Source organism: Blastomonas sp. CCH1-A6 (assembly GCF_001556365.1).
Lineage (GTDB): Bacteria > Pseudomonadota > Alphaproteobacteria > Sphingomonadales > Sphingomonadaceae > Blastomonas > Blastomonas ursincola.
Genome location: NZ_LSIS01000248.1, coordinates 1 through 20,819 on the forward strand (window position 1 = coordinate 1; position 20,819 = coordinate 20,819).

Here is a 20,819-nt window from a genome sequence, read left to right on the forward strand (position 1 = left end):
CTCCTGGCCGTAGCGGGTGGTGGACATGCCGGTGCGCCCCGCCTGGCGCGCGTCGACGGTGGCAGAGAAGGTGCCGGACTTGAAGCTGGTCACGCCCTGCGGGGTTGCCGCCTCGCTGCCCAGCCCGTTCATCGCCATGTGGTGCGCTGCGCAGGCGAGCAGGCCGATCGGCCGATCCGCATCGGTCCAGCTCGAATCGACGAACCGCGCCGCATCGTCCAGCCAGTAGCGGATCGTGGCAGATGGCACGCTGGCGAAGGCGGGATAGCGCGCGCGCAGGGAAGCCACCTCGGCGTCAACCGCGGTGCGCACGACCAGATAGAAGGTTTCCTCGAACGTGCGTCCGCCTTCGGTCGTGGCAGTGCCCGAGAAGATCGCCGTCTCCCCATCGGCGCCGCCGGAGAGGAACGCGGTGAGGCCGGTCGCGGTGGCGTCCTGGCTTGCAATTGTAACAGTGCCGGAAACGACGGTGAGCGCGGCGCTGGTAATCGCGTCGTCCGCGTCGAGCGGGACGGTCCAGCTATAGTCGAGTGTCTCGTCGGGGTCTTTGGACGGCCAGCTTTGCGCCATTATGCGGCCCTCCTTGGCCGGGGTGATGATGTGGCGCGCGGTGCTGCGTCGATCGAAGCGACCCGCCCCCCGGCGATCGAGCCTGCCTCACGCGCCACGGTTACGGACCCTGCAATGCGGGGCTCTGTGGTGCTACGGACAGCGCGCGCTGGGCTGGACGGCTTGGGGACGAGCGACAGGCCCGCACCATTCGCGCTCGCCTGGCCGCCTGTAAGGTCGGTTAGCGATACGTTGGTGGCAGTCGAGGTCGAGCCGGTAATCGCCGCCGTTTTGCCACCAACGTATTCGAGAGCCATCGGTTATCAGTCCTCGGTAATCGTGGTGCCGGTCGTGATGCGCGGCGTGACCCCGGTGTTGCTGATGACGATCGAGGGAGACAGCGCGCCCTTGTAAAGCACCTTGCCCGTGCCGGTGGACGCCGTGCCGATCGCAAAGTGCGTTGCGGTCTGCGGCAGGTTCGTGCTGTTGCTCGGGTTGGCGAAGTCGATGTTCGCCGCCGGGCTGACGCTGTTGCCGGTCACGGTCCAGCCACCCGAGTTGCGGTTTACACCGACGCGCGCATAGCTGGTGTAATTGCACTCGCTGGTCGTCTGATCGTCCGCCTCGCCAGGGTCTGCGGTGTGCAGGCTGACGAAAAGCTGCGTCAGGGGAGAGGTGCTGGCATTGTTCGCGATGTTGTCGATCGTGGTGGCGTTGAAGATCAGTGCCAGCAGGTCGTTCTCGAATGTGTTGCCTTTGGACATTTATCGGCCCTCCTCGGCCATGAAAAAGGCCCGCCCGGCTTCCCGAGCGGGCCCACCCCTGACGCTGTTCGGCGTCTAACGTTACTCTGCGGCTGCGGCCTTGCCCGTCCGCTTGGGCTTGGGGCCCGCGTCGACCTCCTCGAACCAGCCCATCAGCATTGCCGTGGTGTGCTCTGCCTCGCTGAGTTCGACCTCTACCTCACTGCCGGGGCCGATCGTGACCGGCCCCGTCGTGCTGTTGACGACCTTCGGGCCATCGGTGATGTTCTTGATGATCATCGCCGAGCCCTCAGATGCCGTCGAGATAACGGAAGGCAGCCGGGCGAAGCACGTCGATACCGCCAGTGCGGAAGATGCCGGGCACCTCGTAGCTGGTCGGGCCGTCCTGATAGACCGGGAGGAAGCGATGCGGCATCGGCAGATGCAGAACCACGACATCCTCGCGGTTGGCATAAGCAACCATGCGGCGAGTGCTCGAACCGCCAGCCGTGTCGAGGCCCAGCAGGCCGCGAATGGTCAGCGGACGACCAGTCGTCTGCGTGTAATAGTTGTTGCGCTGGATGAACGACAGGATCGTCTCGCTATTCGTGTCACTCATCGGGGTTGCGCCCAGCCATGCGAGAACCGCGAACGGCAGCAGCACGGTGTCGGCCATTTCCACGGTGTTCGAGCCGGTGAAAATGCCCACGATGACGTTATTGAAATCGCGGAGGATCTGCGCGGGGGTCTTGGTGCGAACGCCGCCGGCATCAAACCAGGTCGTGACCGAACCAGTGCCATCCGCCGGTGCAGTGCCAGTGGTCACGCCGCTCTGGTTGACCAGACCCTTCAAGCCCTTGTCAGCGTCGCCAGTCTGTGAAATGCGCCACATGAACTCGTTATAGGCGCGTGCGGCGGCAATGCCCTTGCGAGCGGTCAGGCCGACACCGAGAAGCTGGGCCTGGCCGACTTCCTCGAGATCGTAGCCATAGCCGATCGAGGCCATGTGCACAGACTGCTGCACCTTGTCCATCGCGATATCGGCCTTGGCAACGTCCTTCGCGCCACCCGAATACCAGCGAGCCTGGCCCACGGTGGTCGAAGTGAAGGTGATGATGCCGGGCGTCCATTCGGGCGCGCTGGTATCGACAAAGACCAGCTCGTTCCACGGCAGTTCCGGGAAGCGGGTCTCGTAGACGGTGGGGTTGATCGTCGCGGCCTGAGCCACCACGAAGTTGAAAGCTGCTGCGTCGTTGATCTGCATCGTCGTGATCCTTACGAGGGGATGCGGCGCAGCCGCACCTTGAAGATGGCGCCCGCGCCGGTTGCAGCGGTTTCGGCTTCGCTCTGCGGCACCGAGATGACGGTTTCCGAGGTCGCAGCAGTGGTCCAGCGCCCGGTTGCGGTGTTGAAGTTCAGCGCGGCGCCGACAGCGATGGCAGCATCCGCCAGAGCAAAGAAGCAACCCTCGTCCGCGACAGGGACGTTATCGCCCGCCGCATAGCCGTCGCCCGATGCGTTGGTGACACGGCGCACACCGGCAATGCCGATATATTCGCCGCCCGACGCGAGGGTCTGGCAGCCTTCTGCGCCATTGCGCTGGACAGGAACGCCAAAGTTGATCGCCGCGGTTGCGGTGCGGGTGCGTGCATCCCACTCCGCCATGTCGGCGTGCATACCCGGGAAACCGGCATCCTGGTTGAGCGGATAGGTGGTCTGAAGAGCAGGCATATCGGTTTCTCCTTAAGCCTTGGCCTGACGCCATGCGTTGAGGTTGGCGACAGAATCAGCGAAAGCCTTGGCCTCGCGGTCCTCGTCCACGACGTTCGCACGAGCGTCGATATGCACGACCTTGGCGGCGGAAGCCCACGAGCCGGAATCGCGCGCCAGCACCGCGAACGCGCCGGGGATGGCAGCATCCTCGAGCGCCTTGCCGTCGTCGCCGAGCTTGGCCTCGACCAGTGCGCGGCGGATTTCCGCGTCGGTCTTGCCGTCGGTGACGATCGAAGCGTCGAGCGCCTTGACGGTGGCGACCAGCGCGGCGCGATCAGCGACCAGCTTGTCGATGGCAGCAGGCTCGGAAGCGGCCTTTGCATCGGCGAGCTGCTTGGTCAGCGCGGCAACCTCGCCGTCCTTGGCAGCCATCTTCTTTTTCATGTCCTCCGCTTCATCAGCGGCGGCCTTGGCCTGGTCCTGCAGCTTGGTGAACGCGGCTGCGACTGCATCCGCGTCCGACAAATCGACCTGCAGACCGTCGAGCACGATCTTCTTCATCACTTTTTCCTTGTTTAGGTCCGCCAGGATGGCGGGGTTGGCATCGCAGGCAGCAAAGGGCTTGCTGTCCGAGATTCGGCACTCGGAACCGGCGCGGTCCATTTTCATGGAAGGGCGCGACTTAGAAGTGGTGGCGACTAACGCCGCGAGCGCATTCTCCATCTGCTCCATCATGAGCATTTGGCTTTTTTCGCCGGCTGCACCGGTCGTGGGTGCCGATCCGTCCATGTGCTTCTTATGAAGCGCGATGGCCTTTTTGAGCCACGACGTAGCTTCCTTTACCCCATTGCTCATCAACTGCGGCAGACCATCACCGATTCGGCACTCGGAACCGGCGCGGCCCCGATCGACGATGGCAACGTGGTTGCCACGAATATTGCGCTGCACGGCGTCATAGGCCTGGCCGTCTGCGGTCACGCCAGCGGTCCAGTCGAGATCGCAGGCATAGCCGTTGGAGAGCTCGCGCTTGCCGCGCTGGATGTCGGCGATCGCGGCGCTGTCCATGATGGTCAGGTCGAAGGCGAGATATTCCCCATCGCCGAGCACGTCCTTGCCAGCGGCCATGACCGCGCCCTTGGCGTAGCGGGACCAGTTATCGGCGGTGACGGGCTGGGAAGGGTGGTCGTTCGTGACCGGCTTGGCGAGGAAGCTGGCGACGCTATCCTTGGCGAACACCTCGTCGGCGGGGCGATAGACCTTGACGGTATCGGACGCCTTGAAGCGCTTGCCCTCTGGGTCAACCTCTGCGCCGAGATACTGGTAGATGCCATCGCGGGCCGCGCGGGCGCGCGTGACGAGATACCCATCGGCGGTGCGCCGGGTCTGGGCAGCGTCGAGCGCAAGATGGTCGTGCAGCAACATGCCCGCACGGTATGCGGGGGATGCGAGGGGCTTTACGGACGGCGCGCGCCTCGATATCTTGCCGCGCCATGCTGACCGCCCTGCTTTTGCTGATCGCCACCCCTGCCGAGGTCAATCAGACCGTGAAAGTCGAGGGCAAGTCTTATCGCGTGCTTGTGCGCGGCGATGAGGTCAAGGTATTCCAGAAGGCCTTAATCGCAGGTCAGAAGGTCAAGGGCTAGACCGAACAGCGAGCGCAAATGCGCCAGGCAGTAAATCAGGTCACCGGCTGCAAAATGACGGACGATTTCTGGCGCGGAGCTGTGCTCGTCGGGGTCATTGATTGCTCAGAAAAGGTCAATCAAACCGGATAACGCTCTGCGACCTGCAGCCGCAATAGGGCAGCCGGGCAGGTCTGTCCTCCGGCGGGTCGAGCACGCGCTGGCCGTCCACCGTCTCACCCCCACCGCCGGGCCGATCGGCGTAGAGGTTGCCATCGCGTGCGCGATGATCCTCGCGCGGATGGCGCTTCCCGCTATGCCGCCATTTCCAAAGGTCTATGCCCGCCTCACGCCGCCGCTCGTCGGCAAGCGAGCTGGTCAGCTTGGTAAGCTGGTCGGATGCAATGCGGGTGCTGCGATCGCGCGCCAGGCCGGTCGCCTCGCGGATCTTCGCCGCCACCTCGCGCGCGGGGGTGCGGGCTCGCAGGCCGTCGAACACTGCGGCGCTGATGCGCTGTCGGGTTTGTGCCGACACGTCGCGCACGAGGTCGGCATTCCAGGCAAGGTGCGTTTCGAGCGAGGCGCGCACGCCCTCCGGTCCGATCAGCGTGCCGAGATCGACACCGGTTGCGGACAGGATCGCCCCGCGCCACTTGCCCCGGAACCAGCGCTCGACACGCAAGGTCCAATCGCGCAGCCGGGCGTCGAGCAGCAGGTAGAGCCGCGACGCCTCCCCCTCGGCCGCCTCGATCTCACGCTGCACGTCGGCGGGGCTGTCTGTGGTCATCTGCGCGAGCGAGAGGGCGTAGGCGTCCATGATGCGCGGGGTGGCGTCCTCCCATACCGCGACGATCGGGGCGTAGGCGGTGCGGGCGAGGTCGCGCGCAAGCATCTGCGGCGGGATGATGTCGCGGATGGTGATGGTCTTGCGCCGGACGTTCCGGGCGCGGCGGGCCATGGCTGGGAGGTCGAAGGGCATGGGCCTATCCCTCCTTGACCTTCGCCTTCCAATCCTCGTCCAGCGGTTCGAACACCTCGGGGCCGAACCGCAGTTCGCCGCGATAAGGTTCGATCGTCGCCGGGTCGATATCGCCAGCCTGATAGCTGATCGTCACGTGCGGCTGATACTCGGGCCAATCCCACGATGCGCCCGCGTTCCTGATCTGCTCGTGCCGCCATGCAAGGCGCGACGAACCGAACAGCAGGACCAGCGCCTCGCCTTCCTTGCCCAGGCGCTCGACCATGCGAACGCCGCCGGGCGGGATGGTCAGAGTACCGTCCTGTTCTTGGTTCCAGTCGTTCGCCTCGACCTTCATCCAGTCGATGGGCTGGCGGCTGAAAGCGATGGTGACGTGCATGTCGCTGCCGTCGATCGTGCTGGCGATGCCCTGCGACTTGGCCCAGTCGATCAGGTCAGCGCTGTTCAGCAGCTTGCGATGGACATAGAGCGGACGCGGCGTCGCGTCATTCACAGCGCGGCGGGCGGGGCGCGTTGCCCCGCCACCGGCAGATGCTGGATCACCTCCTTCCGCTGGAGCCTGCATTGCACTCGGGTCGGTCCCGTCGTCGTCCGGCGTCTCGGGATAACGCTCGTCCTCTGGCGTCTCCTCCAGCGCGGACTCGAGGCCGGGCAGGAAGCCATGCTCGACCATCCAGGATTGCACGCCCTTGGCCAGCGCGACCTCGGGGATCGTGTTCGTCGCCTGCAGCTTCTCGATACCGTCGGTGCCGACCTTGAAATACTCGGCCATCTCCTTCTCGCTCGGGTTGTCGAGCGGGGCGAAGTCATACCAGATGTCCGCCGGGCGAGAGCCCAGGGCCGAGGGGATAAGATACTGGTCGAGCCGGTCAAGGCAGGGCTTGAGCTCGATCGTCTGGCGCGCGCGGACCTTCTTGTTCCAATCCTTCTGCTGGCTCTCACCGCTGGCGTTCATGCCCTCGGGCGCGCGGCCGAGCAGCCGGGTGGCGGGGATGTCGGACACGGCGGCAACGAACTCGCCGAATGCGTTCATCACGTCCTTCATGCCCGCGAAGTTGTAGGTGACGTCATCGACCTGTTCTTTGGGTTGTTCGGCGCTTCCCAGCTCGTAGACCGTGGCGTTGTAGATCGATTCGGACAGCGCAAGGTTGGCGAACCGGGCGGCCATGATCTGCTCGCCTTCCTGCGTCGATACGAGCTCGGACAGGCCGTGCACACCGATGCGGAGGCGGTGCGCCTTCTGGATGAGCGAGGCGAAGGCGGATTGGGCCGCGTCGCTGTTCTCCACCGCGTCGAGCACTTGCTCGACCACGGACTCGCCCCAGAACTCGTCCTCCCACGAAAGCGAGAGCAGATTGGGCAGCGGGCGCGCCTGGAAGGGGATGATGCGGGAAGGGTGGACGTTCCACATCTGCCCGTTCTTGCTCGACAGGCGATAGAATGCGGGCTGGCCATAGCGCGGGTCGGCAAGGTCCGTCACCTCGTCGCCAAGCTGGCACTGCCACCGGCTGAACACATGGACATAGGCAAGGCCGCCTTGGCCGACGGATGCGGGGGCGGGAGCCTCGGGATTGCCGGGCAGGCCGAGCAGCATGGCGCCACCGCCGAGCCCGCGCAGCACCTCGGCCTTGCGGATCTTGTGCAGGATGGCAAGCCGGGCTTCCTCCGCCTCGATAGCGGCGATCTGGTCGGCATCGGCCTTCCACTCGCGCCATTCGCGGATCATGTCATCGGCGGGCGCATTGACGATCTTGCGCATGATGCCCGAGCCGCGATAAGCCGCGTTGATATCCTCGCGGGTCTTGGGAGCGTAGACGTAGCGATTGGCCGTGCGCGGGTCGCTGGTGCGCCCCATGCCGGTCAATGCGTTGGCGAGACCGTCCCTGATGCGATGCACGATACCCATGGGCTGACAATGGCGCTGGCGTGGCCCGCGCCCTACGGACGCAGGCTATGAGGCGAGCGCGCGGATGTTATAGCGGGAGCCCTTGATGAGGCTGGATATGCTGTAGCGGATGGCGTCGATATAGTGGTTATTGGCGTCAACAAGCACGGGCAGGATATCGCCGGTGAGCCGATCGACCTTGTAGCTGTAGAGGCGCATCTCGTTGATAGTCGCCTTGCAGCGCGGGTGGACGACGATCTCGCGGAACGATCGCATGAAGCGGATGCCGTCATCAACCGAGCCTTGCCACTTCACGGCAGCGACAGCCTTGGGCACGCCGGAACGGGTGAGGATGCTGATCGAACCGGGCGAGGCGCTGTCCCACCGGCTGACATAGCGGTCATAGCCTGGGATATCAGTGCATACCTTTTCGCCGATCGCGTCGAGCTCGATACCGCGTCCGCCTGCCTCGTGGCTGACATAGAGCGTGTCCCCGTGGATGTAGCAGCGCACTGCGGCGGTCGGATCCTGGCTATAGCCGAAGTCGCCGCCCTGATATGGCCCATCCCACCCGGGTTGCGGGTCGAAGCTTTGCACCCGCCATTTGCCGCTGAACACCTGCGCTGCGCTGTTCGTGAGATAAGCGCCTTCCCAAACATGAGCGTAGGTCGCCGGGTCAAGGCGCTCTTGTTCGCGCTGGCGCAGGGCATCAAGGCCGGGAGGGAAAAACGGGTTATCATCCCAGTTGATCTCGGTGATAAGCGCATTGGGCGGCGGCGTCTTGATGAACCGCTTGTCCACAGGCGAGCCGTCAAGGCGGGGATTCCAGATTGACCAGAGCTCGGACCTTGGTTGGCGGAACACGGTTGCCTCAAGCGCCAGCCATGACGCCTCGGGCACGTCCTCGGCCTCTTCGACGATGGTGAGGTCGATCTTGGCCAGCGACTTGATGCCGCCGCTGTTGTGGCGCAGGCCTCGGAACAGGAACTCGGTGCCGTTCGCCCCGCGCAGATAATCGACGCCGACATCGTAATGCGCATCGAGCCAGGGGTATGTCGCGATTGCCGCCTTCAATTCGGCGTGAAAGCTCTCCTTGATCGATACCTGCAGGTCGCGGGTGCAAAGCACGCGCAGGGGCTCGGCATAGCCCCACACGGCTGCCATGAGGGCAGCGGTAAAGGACTTGGCCGAGCCGCGGCCGCCATAGGTTGCGCGGTATTGGACCGAGCCGCGCGGCGGGGCGTAGATCGGGACGAGCTTGGGGGGTATCTCGATCGTGGCTGTCGTCAAGCCTCAGCCGCCTTGATGATGATCGTGCTGGGCTTGGGCGCCATGCTGCCATCGCTGCTGGTATGGTCTACCTTGTCGCGCAGGTGTCCGTAGAGCTTCGCCAGCCCCATGGTCGCCGATACGGCTGCAGCAGGCGTGGACATCTCACGAGCGAACTGCCGATCCTGCTTGAGCATTTCGGCGATGTCGTCGACCGTCATGGCGTGCCGTTCGGCGTGCATGGCCTTCAACTCGGCGACCCTTACCGAAATATTAGCCGTCGCGAGCAATTGGCAGGCCTTCACATTAACGACGTTCGGCTTCATTCGCTCAACCGAATAGGATCGCCGATAGGCCTCGGATGCGTTGCCGGTCTCGATATAGGCCTGGCAGAACGCTTCCTGCTTCGGGGTGAGGCTCACTTCGCCCTCCGCTTGCGTTCGCGCTTGCGCTCGGTGAGCATGTCCTTGCCGCCGCATAGCTCGATCCAGCGGCGGGTGACGGAGGTTCGGGCGCCGAACAGGTGCTCTGCGGCGCGCCATCCCTTGGCGTTGAACACGGCGAGGAAGTCGGGTGGGACGCGGGTGTTGGGGGTCATGCTTCGATTATCCCGTAGTCAGATTCGGACATGAGCTCTGCGAACTCGCGGCGTGGTCCGCTGCTGGCGCGGTTCCAAGCGCGGACGATGGCCATGAGCTCGGCATAATCCAGGTCGGCCTCCGGAATTAGCGGCGGGGCGATCTCGGCCTTACGTGCAGCGGCGCGGTATTTGAGATCGCGGGGCGTGAGGCGCTCGGCCTCGGCCTGCGATAGGAGGCGCTCGCGATCGGGCGCGGGCAGGTCGCGGACGGCGAGATAGTGCTGCTGCGACAGGGCGGGGTTGCGCCGGTCGGAGGGGAATGCGGAGCAGAGGGCGGCGAGTTGTCGCGCGGACTTGGGCTCGCCGAGGAGCTCGACGGCGAACATCTCGGCCTGATTGCCGAACTGGGCCTTGCCGAAGTTGAGCCAGTCGCCGACGAGCCATCCGGTGTTGCGGTGCTGTGCTGCGATGGTCTGGCCGATGGCGCGCCAGGTTTCGAGGTCGGTATCGGGGGGGAGGGCGAGCGCAACGGACTGGTCGGAGGGGACCATGGGCGCGATGGTGATAGCGGTCATAATGGCGGGCCTTGGTGTTGAGCCTCGCCGCGTCGATGTCGTTTTTATCCGATCGGAGCCTGGATTTCAACCGCGTCCTTGCGTCACTGATGCGTCATTGCGTCAAATGACGTGAAGTCCCGCAGGAATCCTAGGGTTTTGGCCCTTACGTCATTACATCACAGGGGGGTATATAAGGGAGGGGAGAACAGAGCGAGAGACACCAAACCTTAGACTCATATGATGATGTAATGACGTAAGGGTGTTTTTTGGCAGTTTTCTGCGGGACTTTGCGTCATTCTGACCCCTTGACGTAAAGGTGATGTAAGTGACGCAAGCGCCCCTCTCGCAACATTATTACGCAAAACAATGGAAAGTTGCTGTTGCATTTTGGCAACAAAAAACCCCGCCGGGTGAGGGCGGGGTGAGGTGGGGATATGACCGGCTCTGGTTATGCTCTGGTCATTGGGCGTAATATACGGACTTGCGCGCGGGGCCGGTGCCGTGTGTGTCGAGCCGGATGAGCTCCGCCTCGACCAGCGAGCGTAGGATGTCATCGCGGCGGCGGCTATCGATCGACTGGGTTGATCGCGTCAGCTGATTTCTGGTCAGCCCCGCCGCCCCGGCTGCCTCGACAATCGCCAGGATACGCTTGCTGTCGCGCTCGTATTCGTTGTCGGCGACATGCTTGTCGACGCCTGCGATGAGGTTATCGAGGCAGGTGCGGGCGAGGGCCATGCCCCAGTCGAGATCGGCGCAGGTGATGGCGGGGCGCTGCGGGCAATCGGTGACGGCCTTGAGCAGCGCGAGCTTGGCGGCATTCTCGGCCAGGCGGGCGATGAACGAGGCGTGCGCGGGGTTGCTGGCGTAGATCAGGTTATCGGCCTCCACGCGCATCGTCCAGGCAAGGTCGGAGGCGGCATGGTCGGCATAGGGCACGCGATAGGCGTTGTGGCTGTTCGCGCCCCGATCGCCGCCCATGTCGAGCGGCGCGTAATCGTGGCCCTCTGCGCCCGCGTGCACGGCCAGCATAGCATCCTTGAGCGCCTCGGGCATGTCGTCCATGCCGGGGCCGGGATAGCGCACCAGCTCGCCGCGCGTCGGGTCATCGAACACGAGGAAGCGGGCGAGGGAGCCGTCGCGGGCGTTGGCGCTGGAAAAGGAAGCCCACATCTTGTCGGGAGTGGTGGCGCCGGCGAAGGAGAGGCAGGGCTCGAATATCACCTCGGTCGGCTTTTCCTTCTGGTTGGCATAGGCGGTGCCGAAATAGGCCAGGCCTGCGCTGGAATAGGCCTCCATGAGCACCTTGAGGATCTGCTGCTGGTTGAAGGCGGCGCGATCGCCATCGTTCATCACCTTGAGCAGGAACTGGCACTCGTCGATGGCGAAACAGACGGAAGGGTGCTTGACGAGCGTGGAGACGATGGCTGCGCCCGATGCGATCTCGCTGCCGCCGATGAGCTTGGGCAGGTTGAGCGCGGCGAAGGTCGCGCCGATGGATTTCAGCGCATGGTTCTTGCCCGCGCCGGAGAGGCCGACGCCGATGGTGTAGATGTTGGTGCGCAGATTGGTGGGCCCAGCATAGCGGCGCCCGGCGAGCGTGCCGAACAGGGGGAGGCAGGCGGCGAGGGCGAGGATGGGCAGGCGCTTGGGCGAGCAGGCCATGCAATGCTCCATCCAGCCCCGCATGGGGTTGCCGGGCGCAAGATCGGCCAGCCATTGCGGCATGGAGCGGCGTGCCGGAGGCGCGGCGGGTGCCGGGGCGGCGAGACGGGTGGCGACGGTATGGCGCACCAGTTGCTCGACCTCCTGCGGCTCGAACTCGAGATCGCCTGCGAACTCCCCATCATTCTCCGATCGCAGGACACCGCCCTGGCGGGCAAGGGCGTTGGCGATGATGGACTTGACGCAGAACCGGGGAGGCTGCTGCGCTGCGGCCTTTTCATGGGCATACAGATACTCGCCAGGCCCGGGGCCGGGCCACCCGGCGTCCTGCGCGCGCTGGAACAGGGTGCCTACGCCGATCGGGCCATGGGCGCGGAAGCTGCGCCATTGGGTTTCCGATTCCTTGGGGTCATAATCCGGGTAATCGCGGGCCGACCACTCGTGCCAGATGTCCGCGCCATCCTCTCCCAAGCCTGCCTTGATGGCCATGCCGATCTGAATCCACGCATCGCGCGCGCAGTTGCTGCTGACATGGGCGAGGGCGGAGCGGACGGCTTCCGGGGTGCTCTCCTCGTGCTCGACCGTCACCGTGCCGGCGGGGCGCGGATCCGGCGCGCGCGGGCGCATGGATGCGGGAATGAGGCGGACAGCTTCTGCCATCCACGCCCGGGCCTGCCCTTCCGTGATCGCAGGCAGGCTGTCCAGCGGGCAATCGAGCAGCGAGCCGGTGGGCCAGTGATAGGGCTTGCCGGTGCCCGGATGGATGCCATAGGCGACGAATTGGCGGCCGAGGGCGAGAACCTGCAGCGGCTTCGCATCGAAGGACTGGAACGGCGTGTCGGTGCGGTAGACCAGCATCTGCTTGGGTTGCTGGCCTATGCGCAGGGCAGGCGTATCCCCGAGCTTCATGCGGGCGAGCTCGGCGATGCGCTGGGCGAGGGCAGCGTCCATCACATCGATATCGATGCCGACGACGAGACCGCAGGGGATGCCTATCCCGGCATCCGGCCATGCCTGCCATTGCTCCAGCTCGGCCTGCGCGGGCTGGGCGGTGCAGAAGCGTTGCCACTTGGGCATGTTCGACCATGCCGAGCCGGTCCAGTGGCCGGGCACCTTGTCCCCGGGCTTGATGGGGATGAGCGGATAGCCGTTATCGGCAAGCGTATCGCCATGATCGGCGAGAAAATGTGTCATGGCTGGCGGGCCTTGGTATCAGGGTAGGGGCAGGCATGGTGCGCGCGGGGTGGTGTGCCGCGCTACGTGCTAGAACGGCACGTCGTCCAACAGCTCGATCTCGGCTGCGACGCTCTCGCAGATGGTGGTGTAGCAATGGGCGAGGAAGTCCAGCCATTGCTCCTCGGTCATGGTGGCCATGTCGGTCGTGCCGATATCCTCGAGAAAGGTGCCGCAGCGCTCGGACGCGGCCATGATCGCCCGCCCTTCCTCGATCGTGAGTTCCTTTGCCATTGTCGTCTTCCTTCTGCTGATGATGTCGAGATGGCCCATGGAGCAGGCCGGGATGATTTGCGCGGCGGGTTGACCCGGCCTGCGATAGGCAAAACCGCGTCCCGCGCGCCCGCATGGGCATATGCCTCTCACGCCGCCTCCGCAGCGCCGCCGATCGGCTCGAACTTGAAGCCCGCGATCTCGTCATACTTGCCCGCGCGCTGCAGGCGGATGTGCGACGGGGTGCGGATCTGTTCCTGCCGCTCGATCGCCTCGGCAACGGTTGCGGGCACGGGCGCGGGCGCACGGCGCAGCCACCACCCTTCCGCCTTGGTCCGCGCATAGCCGCTATGCTCAAGGCAAACCCATTCGCGGTGCGTTGTCAGGCCGACCTGATAGGTGACGCGGAGCGAGGTGGGTGAGCCGATCTTGACGTGCGGCGCGTAGCTGACGCCCGTGACCTCAAGCCAATCGGATTCAAGGGTCTGGACGGACAGCACCGGCTTCTCGTCCGGCACGACGAGCACCTTGGGCTCGGGCGGCGGGAACTCGTGCCCGCACGCCGGGCAGTAGCGGGTCGCGGTCGCGCATGTCAGCTTGCACTCGGGGCATTCCTTGAAGGGTGCGTCGCCACCCTTGCCCTTGCGCTTGTCGCCGGGTAGGAACGGGTCATCAAACGGCCCGTGCGTCTTGACCGCGCCAGCGAAGTCGAGAACGAGGCAATCGGTCTTTCCCGTCTCGGGGCTGGTGCGCGTGCCGCGGCCGATCATTTGCACGTATAGCCCGGTCGATTTGGTGGGCCGGCACAGCGCAATCAGGTCAAGATGGCGAGCGTTGAAGCCGGTTGTCAGCACCTCCTTGCTGACCAGAAAGCGCAGGCGACGTGCCTTGAACTCGGCGAGCAGTCGGTCGCGCTCGGCCTTGGGCGTGTCGCCATAGACTCCGGCGCCGGTAAACCCCCGCGCGCGCAGCGCCTCGACCAGTGCCTCGCAGTGCTTGATCGACACGCCGAACACGATCCATCCGAGACGATCGGCGCCCGCGACGGCGATGCGGTCGGCGATGCTGTTGATGGTGCGCTCGTCCATCGCGGCGGCCTCAAGCTGCCCCTGGACATACTCGCCCATGCGGATGCCGACGCCACTGGTGTCGATCTCGGCGGACTGGCGCCAGGTGCGCGGGGGGCAGAGATAGCCCTGCTCGATCAGGCGCAGCACGCTGGTCTCGTGGGCAATGCCGTCGAACATCGCTCCCTCGCCACGGTGCAGCATCCCGCTGTCGAGCCGGAACGGGGTGGCGGTCAGGCCTATGATCTTGAGGTGCGGGTTGATGGTGCGCAGGTCGGCGAGGAACTTGCCATACATCGTATCGGCCTTGCGCGGGATCAGGTGCGCCTCGTCGATGATGACCATATCGCATTGCTGCAGGACATATGCCCTGCGGAATATGGACTGGATCGAGGCGAACAGCAGGCGGGCGTGGAGATCGCGGCGGCCGAGACCGGCGCTGCAGATACCGGCTGGCGCGTCCGGCCAGATGCCGATGAGCTCAGCATAGTTCTGCGCCACGAGCTCGCGGGTGTGGACGAGGTTGATGATCCGCACGCCGGGGTCCATGGCGAAGGCCTGGCGACAGAGCTCGGCGATGATGAACGCCTTGCCCGAACCGGTGGGCTCGACGAGCAGCGGGTTGCCCTTGCCCTCGGCCATCCACTGCCACGCCGCCTCGATCGCCTCGGCCTGATAGTCGCGCAGGGTGATCATCATGCAGCCCAGTCTGATGAACCGAATAGGCCATCCTGTTCTGCCTTCAGGCCTTGAAGGTTGCGCTTGGCCTGTGCGAAATAGGATGGTTTCAGCTCGACGCCGATGCCTTTCCGGCCCAGCTTGACAGCTGAATAGACTTCGCTGCCGATGCCAAGGAAGGGGGTCAGGACGCTATCACCGGGGTTGCTCCAAAGGTCGATGCACCGCTCGATTACGTCGAGCTGCAGCGGGCTGATATGCTGCTCGTCCTTTTCGTCGCGACCGCCGCGATATTGCAGCGTGCGCGTCTGGTTGATGTCCATCCAAACCGGGCTGGCGTAGCGCTGCCAAACCTCGATCGAATACCAGTTCCGGCCATCGTTCGCGGTTGTATACTTGCTGCGATCGGGTTCGTCGGTCCCATAATAGCGGTCAAAGCACTGATCGACAGGATCGGGGTTGTCACCGGGCTTGCGGAACGACACCACATAATCGGCAAGACCCTGCCCGCTGATCGTGCTATCCTTGACGATCTGCTTGTGCAGCAGGCGAATGGATTTGGTGCGCTGCTGCGCGACTACCGGATCTTTCCAGATGCAGACTTCGCTATGGAAGATCCACCCGGCATCCTCATAGGCCCTGATGACCTCGCCGCGAAAGTCGCGCATTCCGATATGGCCATGGCGGATTTTGCTGGTCGGCAACTGCATCACGTGCACGCTATGGATGCGCCCCGGCTTGGTGACGCGCAGCAATTCCTGGATCAGAAAAGCATAATGTTCCCAGAACTGCGGCCCGTCATTGTTGCTGATATCGCGGTCGAAGTTGGAGAATTTGTAGAGCCCCTCGAACGGAGGTGAGTGGATGCCATAGCCGATGCTCTCAGTCGGAATGGCGCGGATGATCTCGCAACTATCCCCCTGATAAATTGCATATTCGGGGGTAATGACTTGCTCAACTGCCTTGATGGTCATGCTGCTTTCTCCAGAAACGGGGGGAGGATGATCGGTTCGGTCGGATTGTAATTCGGGGTATCGCGGACCATGCCGCGCACAGACTGGCTGGACAGGTCGGCCATGTGCATGACCATCGCTGCAGCCATGCGGTCTGCGTCCATTTCCTTGCGCCGGATATTGGCGACGGTTGCGCCTTCGGTTTCGGCTGCAATGATGTGGCAGTTGACCGGCTTGGTTTGACCAAAACGCCAGAAGCGGCGAATGGCCTGGTAGAACTGCTCGAAGCTGTCATTGAGCCCGACGAACCCGGTATCCGCGCAGTGCTGCCAGTTCATCCCGAACCCTGCGAGCGAAGGCTTGGTGATCAAATGAGTGATATTGCCATCGCTGAAATCGATCAGAATGCGCTCTTTCTCGGTGTCCTTCAAACCGCCATGCAGGTTGACAGAACCGGGGATGCGCGCGGCCAGCTTTTCCGCCTCGCTGTTGAGGTTGCACCACCAAACGAACGGGCGATCGAGCGGAGTGATCTTCGCGGCCATGGCGATGCGGTCGTCCACGCTATCACGGCGCGCCGCGATGCGCTCCTGCAAGGTCGCGGCCTGGATCGGGAACAATAGCCCGGTTTCCATGCTCGGGGCATATTCGACGCTAACGATATGCTGGTGATAGTGCAGCGGCGGGAGGTCATACCCCTCATTGGGATAGCCAAGGTCGGACGGCTTTCGGAGCATCACTGCCCAGCTTGCCATCCACTTCCAGAACTCTTGCTCGGCATGGCCCTTCAATCGCCAGTTCTGCGTTGATCCGCCGTCATGCACAAAGAAGGTGGCGAGCATGTCGGTATAGGACATGATGCCCAGAAACTCGGCGTGGTTGCCTAGCTCCATGAAGTCATTGGGCGCTGGCGTCGCGGTGGCAGCAAGCCGGAACGGGATGCTATGGCATGCATCGATCAGCGCCGTGCGATATTTTCCATCGGTCGATTTGAGGATGCTGCTCTCATCAAGAATGACACCGCCGAACCGCGACAAGTCGAACTTGTCGAGCTTCTGGTAATTGGTGATGTTCGTTCCCGGCCTGCAATCAGACTGGCTGGCGACAATCTGCGCGGCAATGCCAAACTTGTCTGCCTCGCGTTTCATCTGGTTGGAGACAGCCAGCGGGGCAAGATGCAGGATATCTTTGCCGGTGGCTTGATGAACCGCCTGCGCCCAAGCCAATTCCATCAGCGACTTGCCGAGGCCGGTTCCCGCGAACAGGGCGGCGCGCCCTCGGCGAAGCGCCCAAGCGACGATATCGCGCTGGTGGGGAAAGAGACACGCGGGCAATTCCGGCACGTCTGTAAGGCCGGTCATCGGATCGATAACCGCCTTTTTGGCGAGGAAAGTTGCGTAGTCCATCACACCCCACCTGCCTCGACCAGCCGGTCAACCAGAGTGCGATAGTTGGCATCTCGTTCGTAATAGTATTCCGCGACCATGCGGGCATGGCGGATCGTGGTGTGATTGCGCCCGTTCATGGCCTTGCCGATGATCGAAAGGGACAGGCCGCATCGCGTGGCGGCGAGGATGGCGGGCTGGCGCGCAATGGATATGGTTTGTGACCGCGCCGGGCCCACGATCCGGCGCGGCGGGATACCACTCATCTGCTTGAGCGCGTGCAGAATGTGGCCCATGCGGGTCGCGTAGCCCGATAGCCGGACAGGCCTGATCTTGGCGCATTCGTGCGCGAACATCGCGACCTCGCGATGCAGGGAGTTCGCGTGGCCCGTCTTGCGCGCGATCTCGCTGATGCTCTCGATACTGCGCCGGGTCAGCCTCGCGATGCGAGCGAAGGGAAGAGGCGGGTTGTTGATCTCAAGCAGCCGGATAATCTCTGCCCGCTCGTCGGCGGATATCGCGCGGCCAGGCTGGCCATTCTGCCTGCGCACTGGCATCGCAAAGGGTGCGTGGTTCATCGCATTCACAGCGCAATCTCCTGTCCGTGATCGGTCCATTCGGTGGTGTCGGCCATGCGGTAGGTGACCCCATGCGGCCCGGCGTCGATCTGCTCACCCGGGACCAGACCGGGGTTGAAGCGGTGGGCTGGGCAACCGGCCTTCTGGTCGTCCAGCGAGAGCTCGTGGGGGAAGTCGGGATGCTCGCAGCGCCAGCCCCCGCCTCGGCTCGGCGTCACGTGCAGGCAGGTCCGGCATGACCGGCGCGCGGGCTTCCCCTCGTGACAGACGCCCGCGTGATCGCACATCCGGCAGTTGAAGTGATCGGGCCCGCCGATGCGCTGGGGCGGTGTGTCGGCAAAGATGATGCGCTCGGCCTTGGCGGTCAGCCACGCCGCGTGCGCCGGGTCCGCGTCTGTCCGCACCGCCGTCCAGCGCCGCGCGCCGGGCGAGCCGCAGACGAGGTAATGCCGGGTCAGCTGCGCATAGTGCATGTAGAGCACGCCTTGCGCGTAATAGACCGGGTTCCACTCGCGCAGTGCGTGCTTCTCGCCGACCTTGGCCCGTACCTTGTCGAGCTCGTTCCACTTCTCGGAGATCTTGACCTCGAGCACGTGCCAGGTCTTGGGAGCCTGGACGAGGCCGAGGATGACGCCGTCCATATGGCCGCCGAAATGGTTGGCATGGTCGAGGAAGCCGAATTGCTCGCCGCTGGTGTCGAGATCGTGGACCTCAAGGCCGGGCGTGGCTTTGAGGCGGCCGACGATGACAGCCTCACCCGCATGCCCATCGGCAAAGCGTTTCAGGGTCAGGGCATCGAAGCGCACCGGGCGGGCCCAGCGGAAATTGTACCAGAGCGCCCGTTCGCACGGGCGACCGATCTCGGACATGCCGAGATAGGTGCGCTGCCAGGTTTCCTGCGCGGCCTCGAGAGCGGCGTCAGAAGCCTGTAGCGTTGGGCAATAGGATAGGGTTATGGCGGGCATGCCATTTCCTTGTCGTTTCGTCAGGGCAGGGAGGTGGAAGGCGGCGGGGCTCTGGTTTGGTCGCTTGACCCCGCCGCCGACTGTCAGAGCGGCATCATGCCGCGCTGCGCTTCCACGGCGGAACGTTGCCGGTTGCCATCTGCTGGCCTTGCGGCTGTCCTGCGGCATAAGCAGGCGTCGGAGCCGGAGCCGGGGAAGGCGTGCTGCCGAAACTGGTCACGCTGCCCCCGCGCGGCTTGTAAGCGCCGATCGCGTTGGACGGGCCATAGTCCTTGCCGTTGGCGGTGCGCGGCGGATCTACCTTGACCTTGATGACCATCGGAATGCCGTGCAGTTCCTCGCTCTGCTGCACCGCCATCTTGCCGACCGCGACGCAGATGGCGTTGAGCGTGCGCTCCGCGATCTCGACGGCCGTGCGGTTGGGGTTTTGGAGGTTGAGGCGATCGAACACCTTGCGCCCGGCCTGGTCGCCATCGAGGATAGTCAGCTCGAGCTTGAGATAGTGGCCATTGCGTGCCGAGTTCTCGGCCATCTCGGACGCGGTAATCTCGGCCAGATACTCGCCGGCGGGGATCACTTCATACTCGCCGGCCACGTTGTTCGGGTCGGCTTGCCAATTCAGTTGTGCCATTTCGTTTTTCCTTTCGTCAGTCAGGCAGCTTCGGACGTTGTATCCGCGCGCTGCTGGGAGCTTGCAGCGGCCATGGCGCCCGTGAGGGCATCCCATGACAGGGGCAATTCGGGAGGGAGGTTGTGCCGGTTCTTGGCGCGGAACGCCGGGCGCTCCTCGGTGTACATGACGCGCGTTCCTGCGCCGATGCCGCGGGCGACCTTCTTGTTGAATCCGGCATCGGTCTTGGTGACGCTGACCTTGTAATTGGCGAACAGCACGATATCGGCGTGCTCCTCGATCAGCGCCGCGGCGCGCGCCTGCAGCTTGATCTGATAGCGGTCGTAGGGTTCCGTTTCCGGGCTCTCGAACCGCTTGATCTCGGCGTGCGCGGTCTGGATGACTGCCATGCCCCGGTCATCGCGCAGGGCGTTGATGCCGTCGAGATATTCGCGCCAGACGTTCGACGCCTCGATATAGCCCTTGCCATAGCCGGGGCTCTCGATGCTGTCCCATTTGCACCGGCGGCAGGTTTCCGCCCAGATGAGCGGCTCGATCCAGTCGAGGGAATCGACGCCGACGGTATGGAAGTCGTGCGGTTCCTGGTGGAGCGCCGCGATAGCGTCCATGATGTCGCCGAACGAGCGGGCGCGCGGGAACGCCGTGATCGGTGAGGCGGCGGGGTGCCCATCCTCGATGTTGATGAGCACCGGGTTCGGAGCCTGCGCGATGAAGGTGTTCTTGCCGATGCCGTGCGGACCATAGATCACGATCCGCGGCGGCTTCGGCGCATCGATGCGATTGAGGGATGCGAGGGAGATGGCCATCGTCAGACCTCCTGTTCCATTGCGGCGTTAATTAGTTTGTCCAATTCCGCCGAGGCGATGGAGTGAGCTTCTTGGGCAGCGTGATGGGCGCCTTGCGCGGCTATCATATCGGCCCAAGCCTCTTTCAATGCGGCCTTTGTGCGGGCGGCATTTCGGAGGGCTTTTTCAAAGGCTGTCAAATCCATCACGCCGCCTCCCGCGCTGCGAGCGCAATCTCGATCTTGGGCTTGCCCTGGCGCACCGTGCGCGCGGGCTCGAACAGGTCGCGGATCGGCTTGGGCCAGGCCTTGTACTTCGTCTCGGAGACCGTGAGCTTGGTCTCGACATATTCCGCCGGATCCTCGCCCCACCCCTTGATGGTCTCGATAGCCTTGCCGAGCGCGTCCTGGTCCCAGGACACATTCTTGGGCACGACGATCGCGATCTGGTAATCGCCGTCGCGCCGGTGGTGCGTGCCGGTGTCGTTGATGCCTGCGGCATAGCGGCGCGCGAGCACGCCATGCAGGATGCCGAGCATGGTGGCAGACTGGCGCGCGTGCGCCTCCGCCTCGTTGACCAGACTGTGCAGCATATCGACCGGGAGCTGGTCGAGCTCCGCTGGCGGTGTATCGGGCAGGTCGAGCGCCCGGATAATGTTGGTGGTCATTCGCTTTTCCTTTTTCGTCAGTAGTTTTCGCATCGTCTTTGTTGTCGGTTGGGGAGAGCTGACGCGGCGAAAACTGATTCCGTGCGGCCCTCACGGGTTCCGCGC

At 64.1% G+C, this 20,819-nt stretch carries 24 protein-coding genes; 1 reads left to right on the top strand and 23 read right to left on the bottom strand.

Going from position 1 to position 20,819, the window contains the following annotated elements; all coding sequences use genetic code 11:
- The 6 genes from AX735_RS11640 to AX735_RS11665 all read right to left on the bottom strand — a co-directional run.
- Positions 1-570, bottom strand: a 570-nt coding sequence (locus AX735_RS11640; protein WP_066280179.1) for a DUF4054 domain-containing protein, incomplete at its 3' end; no start/stop codon positions are given.
- A gap of 302 nt (positions 571-872) precedes the next feature.
- Positions 873-1,313 carry a phage tail fiber protein gene (locus AX735_RS11645; RefSeq protein WP_066280184.1) on the bottom strand — a complete coding sequence of 147 codons (441 nt, stop codon included), beginning with the start codon at positions 1,311-1,313 and terminating at the stop codon, positions 873-875.
- 81 nt (positions 1,314-1,394) lie between these two features.
- On the bottom strand, positions 1,395-1,592 hold the full coding sequence (locus AX735_RS11650) for a hypothetical protein (RefSeq protein WP_066280189.1): 198 nt from the start codon (positions 1,590-1,592) through the stop codon (positions 1,395-1,397).
- Between the two features lie 10 nt (positions 1,593-1,602).
- The gene (locus tag AX735_RS11655; RefSeq protein ID WP_066280193.1) at positions 1,603-2,556 is read right to left on the bottom strand and encodes a DUF2184 domain-containing protein; all 954 of its coding nucleotides are present in this window, start codon (positions 2,554-2,556) and stop codon (positions 1,603-1,605) included.
- A gap of 11 nt (positions 2,557-2,567) precedes the next feature.
- Positions 2,568-3,023: a structural cement protein Gp24 gene (locus AX735_RS11660; protein WP_066280196.1), complete on the bottom strand. Its 456-nt coding sequence runs from the start codon at positions 3,021-3,023 to the stop codon at positions 2,568-2,570.
- A 12-nt stretch (positions 3,024-3,035) separates the two neighbouring features.
- Entirely contained in the window at positions 3,036-4,427 is a 1,392-nt protein-coding gene (locus tag AX735_RS11665) for a DUF2213 domain-containing protein (RefSeq protein WP_066280201.1), read from the bottom strand.
- Between the two features lie 68 nt (positions 4,428-4,495).
- Here AX735_RS11665 and AX735_RS25130 point away from each other — a divergent pair, with 68 nt between their 5' ends.
- Positions 4,496-4,648 carry a hypothetical protein gene (locus tag AX735_RS25130; protein WP_156447484.1) on the top strand — a complete coding sequence of 51 codons (153 nt, stop codon included), beginning with the start codon at positions 4,496-4,498 and terminating at the stop codon, positions 4,646-4,648.
- Positions 4,649-4,763: 115 nt separating this feature from the next.
- Here the strand turns inward: AX735_RS25130 and AX735_RS11670 are convergent, their stop codons facing one another.
- The 17 genes from AX735_RS11670 to AX735_RS11750 form a co-directional block, all read right to left on the bottom strand.
- Positions 4,764-5,606, bottom strand: coding sequence for a hypothetical protein (locus tag AX735_RS11670; protein ID WP_202189560.1), 843 nt, complete (start codon positions 5,604-5,606; stop codon positions 4,764-4,766).
- A 4-nt stretch (positions 5,607-5,610) separates the two neighbouring features.
- Positions 5,611-7,503, bottom strand: a complete 1,893-nt coding sequence (locus AX735_RS11675; protein ID WP_202189561.1) for a phage portal protein — start codon at positions 7,501-7,503, stop codon at positions 5,611-5,613.
- 54 nt (positions 7,504-7,557) lie between these two features.
- Positions 7,558-8,781, bottom strand: coding sequence for a phage terminase large subunit (locus tag AX735_RS11680; RefSeq protein ID WP_066280211.1), 1,224 nt, complete (start codon positions 8,779-8,781; stop codon positions 7,558-7,560).
- Positions 8,778-9,182 carry a terminase small subunit gene (locus tag AX735_RS11685; RefSeq protein WP_066114940.1) on the bottom strand — a complete coding sequence of 135 codons (405 nt, stop codon included), beginning with the start codon at positions 9,180-9,182 and terminating at the stop codon, positions 8,778-8,780. Before AX735_RS11685 ends, AX735_RS11680 begins: the two co-directional genes overlap by 4 nt.
- The gene (locus AX735_RS25135) at positions 9,179-9,358 is read right to left on the bottom strand and encodes a hypothetical protein (RefSeq protein ID WP_066280214.1); all 180 of its coding nucleotides are present in this window, start codon (positions 9,356-9,358) and stop codon (positions 9,179-9,181) included. The genes AX735_RS11685 and AX735_RS25135 overlap by 4 nt, the downstream gene beginning before the upstream one ends.
- Complete coding sequence (locus AX735_RS11695; RefSeq protein ID WP_066280219.1) at positions 9,355-9,915, bottom strand: hypothetical protein; 561 nt, start codon at positions 9,913-9,915, stop codon at positions 9,355-9,357. The genes AX735_RS25135 and AX735_RS11695 overlap by 4 nt, the downstream gene beginning before the upstream one ends.
- Before the next feature lie 441 nt (positions 9,916-10,356).
- Positions 10,357-12,753 (bottom strand): PriCT-2 domain-containing protein, encoded by a 2,397-nt coding sequence (locus AX735_RS11700; protein ID WP_066280224.1) that lies wholly within the window; start codon positions 12,751-12,753, stop codon positions 10,357-10,359.
- A gap of 69 nt (positions 12,754-12,822) precedes the next feature.
- Positions 12,823-13,026 (bottom strand): DUF6511 domain-containing protein, encoded by a 204-nt coding sequence (locus AX735_RS11705; RefSeq protein ID WP_066280228.1) that lies wholly within the window; start codon positions 13,024-13,026, stop codon positions 12,823-12,825.
- Positions 13,027-13,154: 128 nt separating this feature from the next.
- Positions 13,155-14,771 (bottom strand): DEAD/DEAH box helicase, encoded by a 1,617-nt coding sequence (locus AX735_RS11710; RefSeq protein WP_202189562.1) that lies wholly within the window; start codon positions 14,769-14,771, stop codon positions 13,155-13,157.
- The gene (locus AX735_RS11715) at positions 14,768-15,724 is read right to left on the bottom strand and encodes a DNA-methyltransferase (RefSeq protein WP_066046008.1); all 957 of its coding nucleotides are present in this window, start codon (positions 15,722-15,724) and stop codon (positions 14,768-14,770) included. Before AX735_RS11715 ends, AX735_RS11710 begins: the two co-directional genes overlap by 4 nt.
- Entirely contained in the window at positions 15,721-17,109 is a 1,389-nt protein-coding gene (locus AX735_RS11720) for a DEAD/DEAH box helicase (RefSeq protein ID WP_066046009.1), read from the bottom strand. Before AX735_RS11720 ends, AX735_RS11715 begins: the two co-directional genes overlap by 4 nt.
- On the bottom strand, positions 17,109-17,666 hold the full coding sequence (locus AX735_RS11725) for a helix-turn-helix domain-containing protein (RefSeq protein ID WP_231750098.1): 558 nt from the start codon (positions 17,664-17,666) through the stop codon (positions 17,109-17,111). Before AX735_RS11725 ends, AX735_RS11720 begins: the two co-directional genes overlap by 1 nt.
- A gap of 5 nt (positions 17,667-17,671) precedes the next feature.
- Positions 17,672-18,631 carry a hypothetical protein gene (locus AX735_RS11730; RefSeq protein WP_066280234.1) on the bottom strand — a complete coding sequence of 320 codons (960 nt, stop codon included), beginning with the start codon at positions 18,629-18,631 and terminating at the stop codon, positions 17,672-17,674.
- A 94-nt stretch (positions 18,632-18,725) separates the two neighbouring features.
- The gene (locus AX735_RS11735) at positions 18,726-19,262 is read right to left on the bottom strand and encodes a DUF669 domain-containing protein (RefSeq protein ID WP_066280237.1); all 537 of its coding nucleotides are present in this window, start codon (positions 19,260-19,262) and stop codon (positions 18,726-18,728) included.
- 20 nt (positions 19,263-19,282) lie between these two features.
- On the bottom strand, positions 19,283-20,068 hold the full coding sequence (locus AX735_RS11740; RefSeq protein WP_066280243.1) for an ATP-binding protein: 786 nt from the start codon (positions 20,066-20,068) through the stop codon (positions 19,283-19,285).
- A gap of 2 nt (positions 20,069-20,070) precedes the next feature.
- The gene (locus AX735_RS11745) at positions 20,071-20,253 is read right to left on the bottom strand and encodes a hypothetical protein (protein WP_066280245.1); all 183 of its coding nucleotides are present in this window, start codon (positions 20,251-20,253) and stop codon (positions 20,071-20,073) included.
- Positions 20,253-20,714, bottom strand: coding sequence for a hypothetical protein (locus tag AX735_RS11750; protein WP_066280249.1), 462 nt, complete (start codon positions 20,712-20,714; stop codon positions 20,253-20,255). Before AX735_RS11750 ends, AX735_RS11745 begins: the two co-directional genes overlap by 1 nt.
- Positions 20,715-20,819 lie beyond the last annotated feature (105 nt).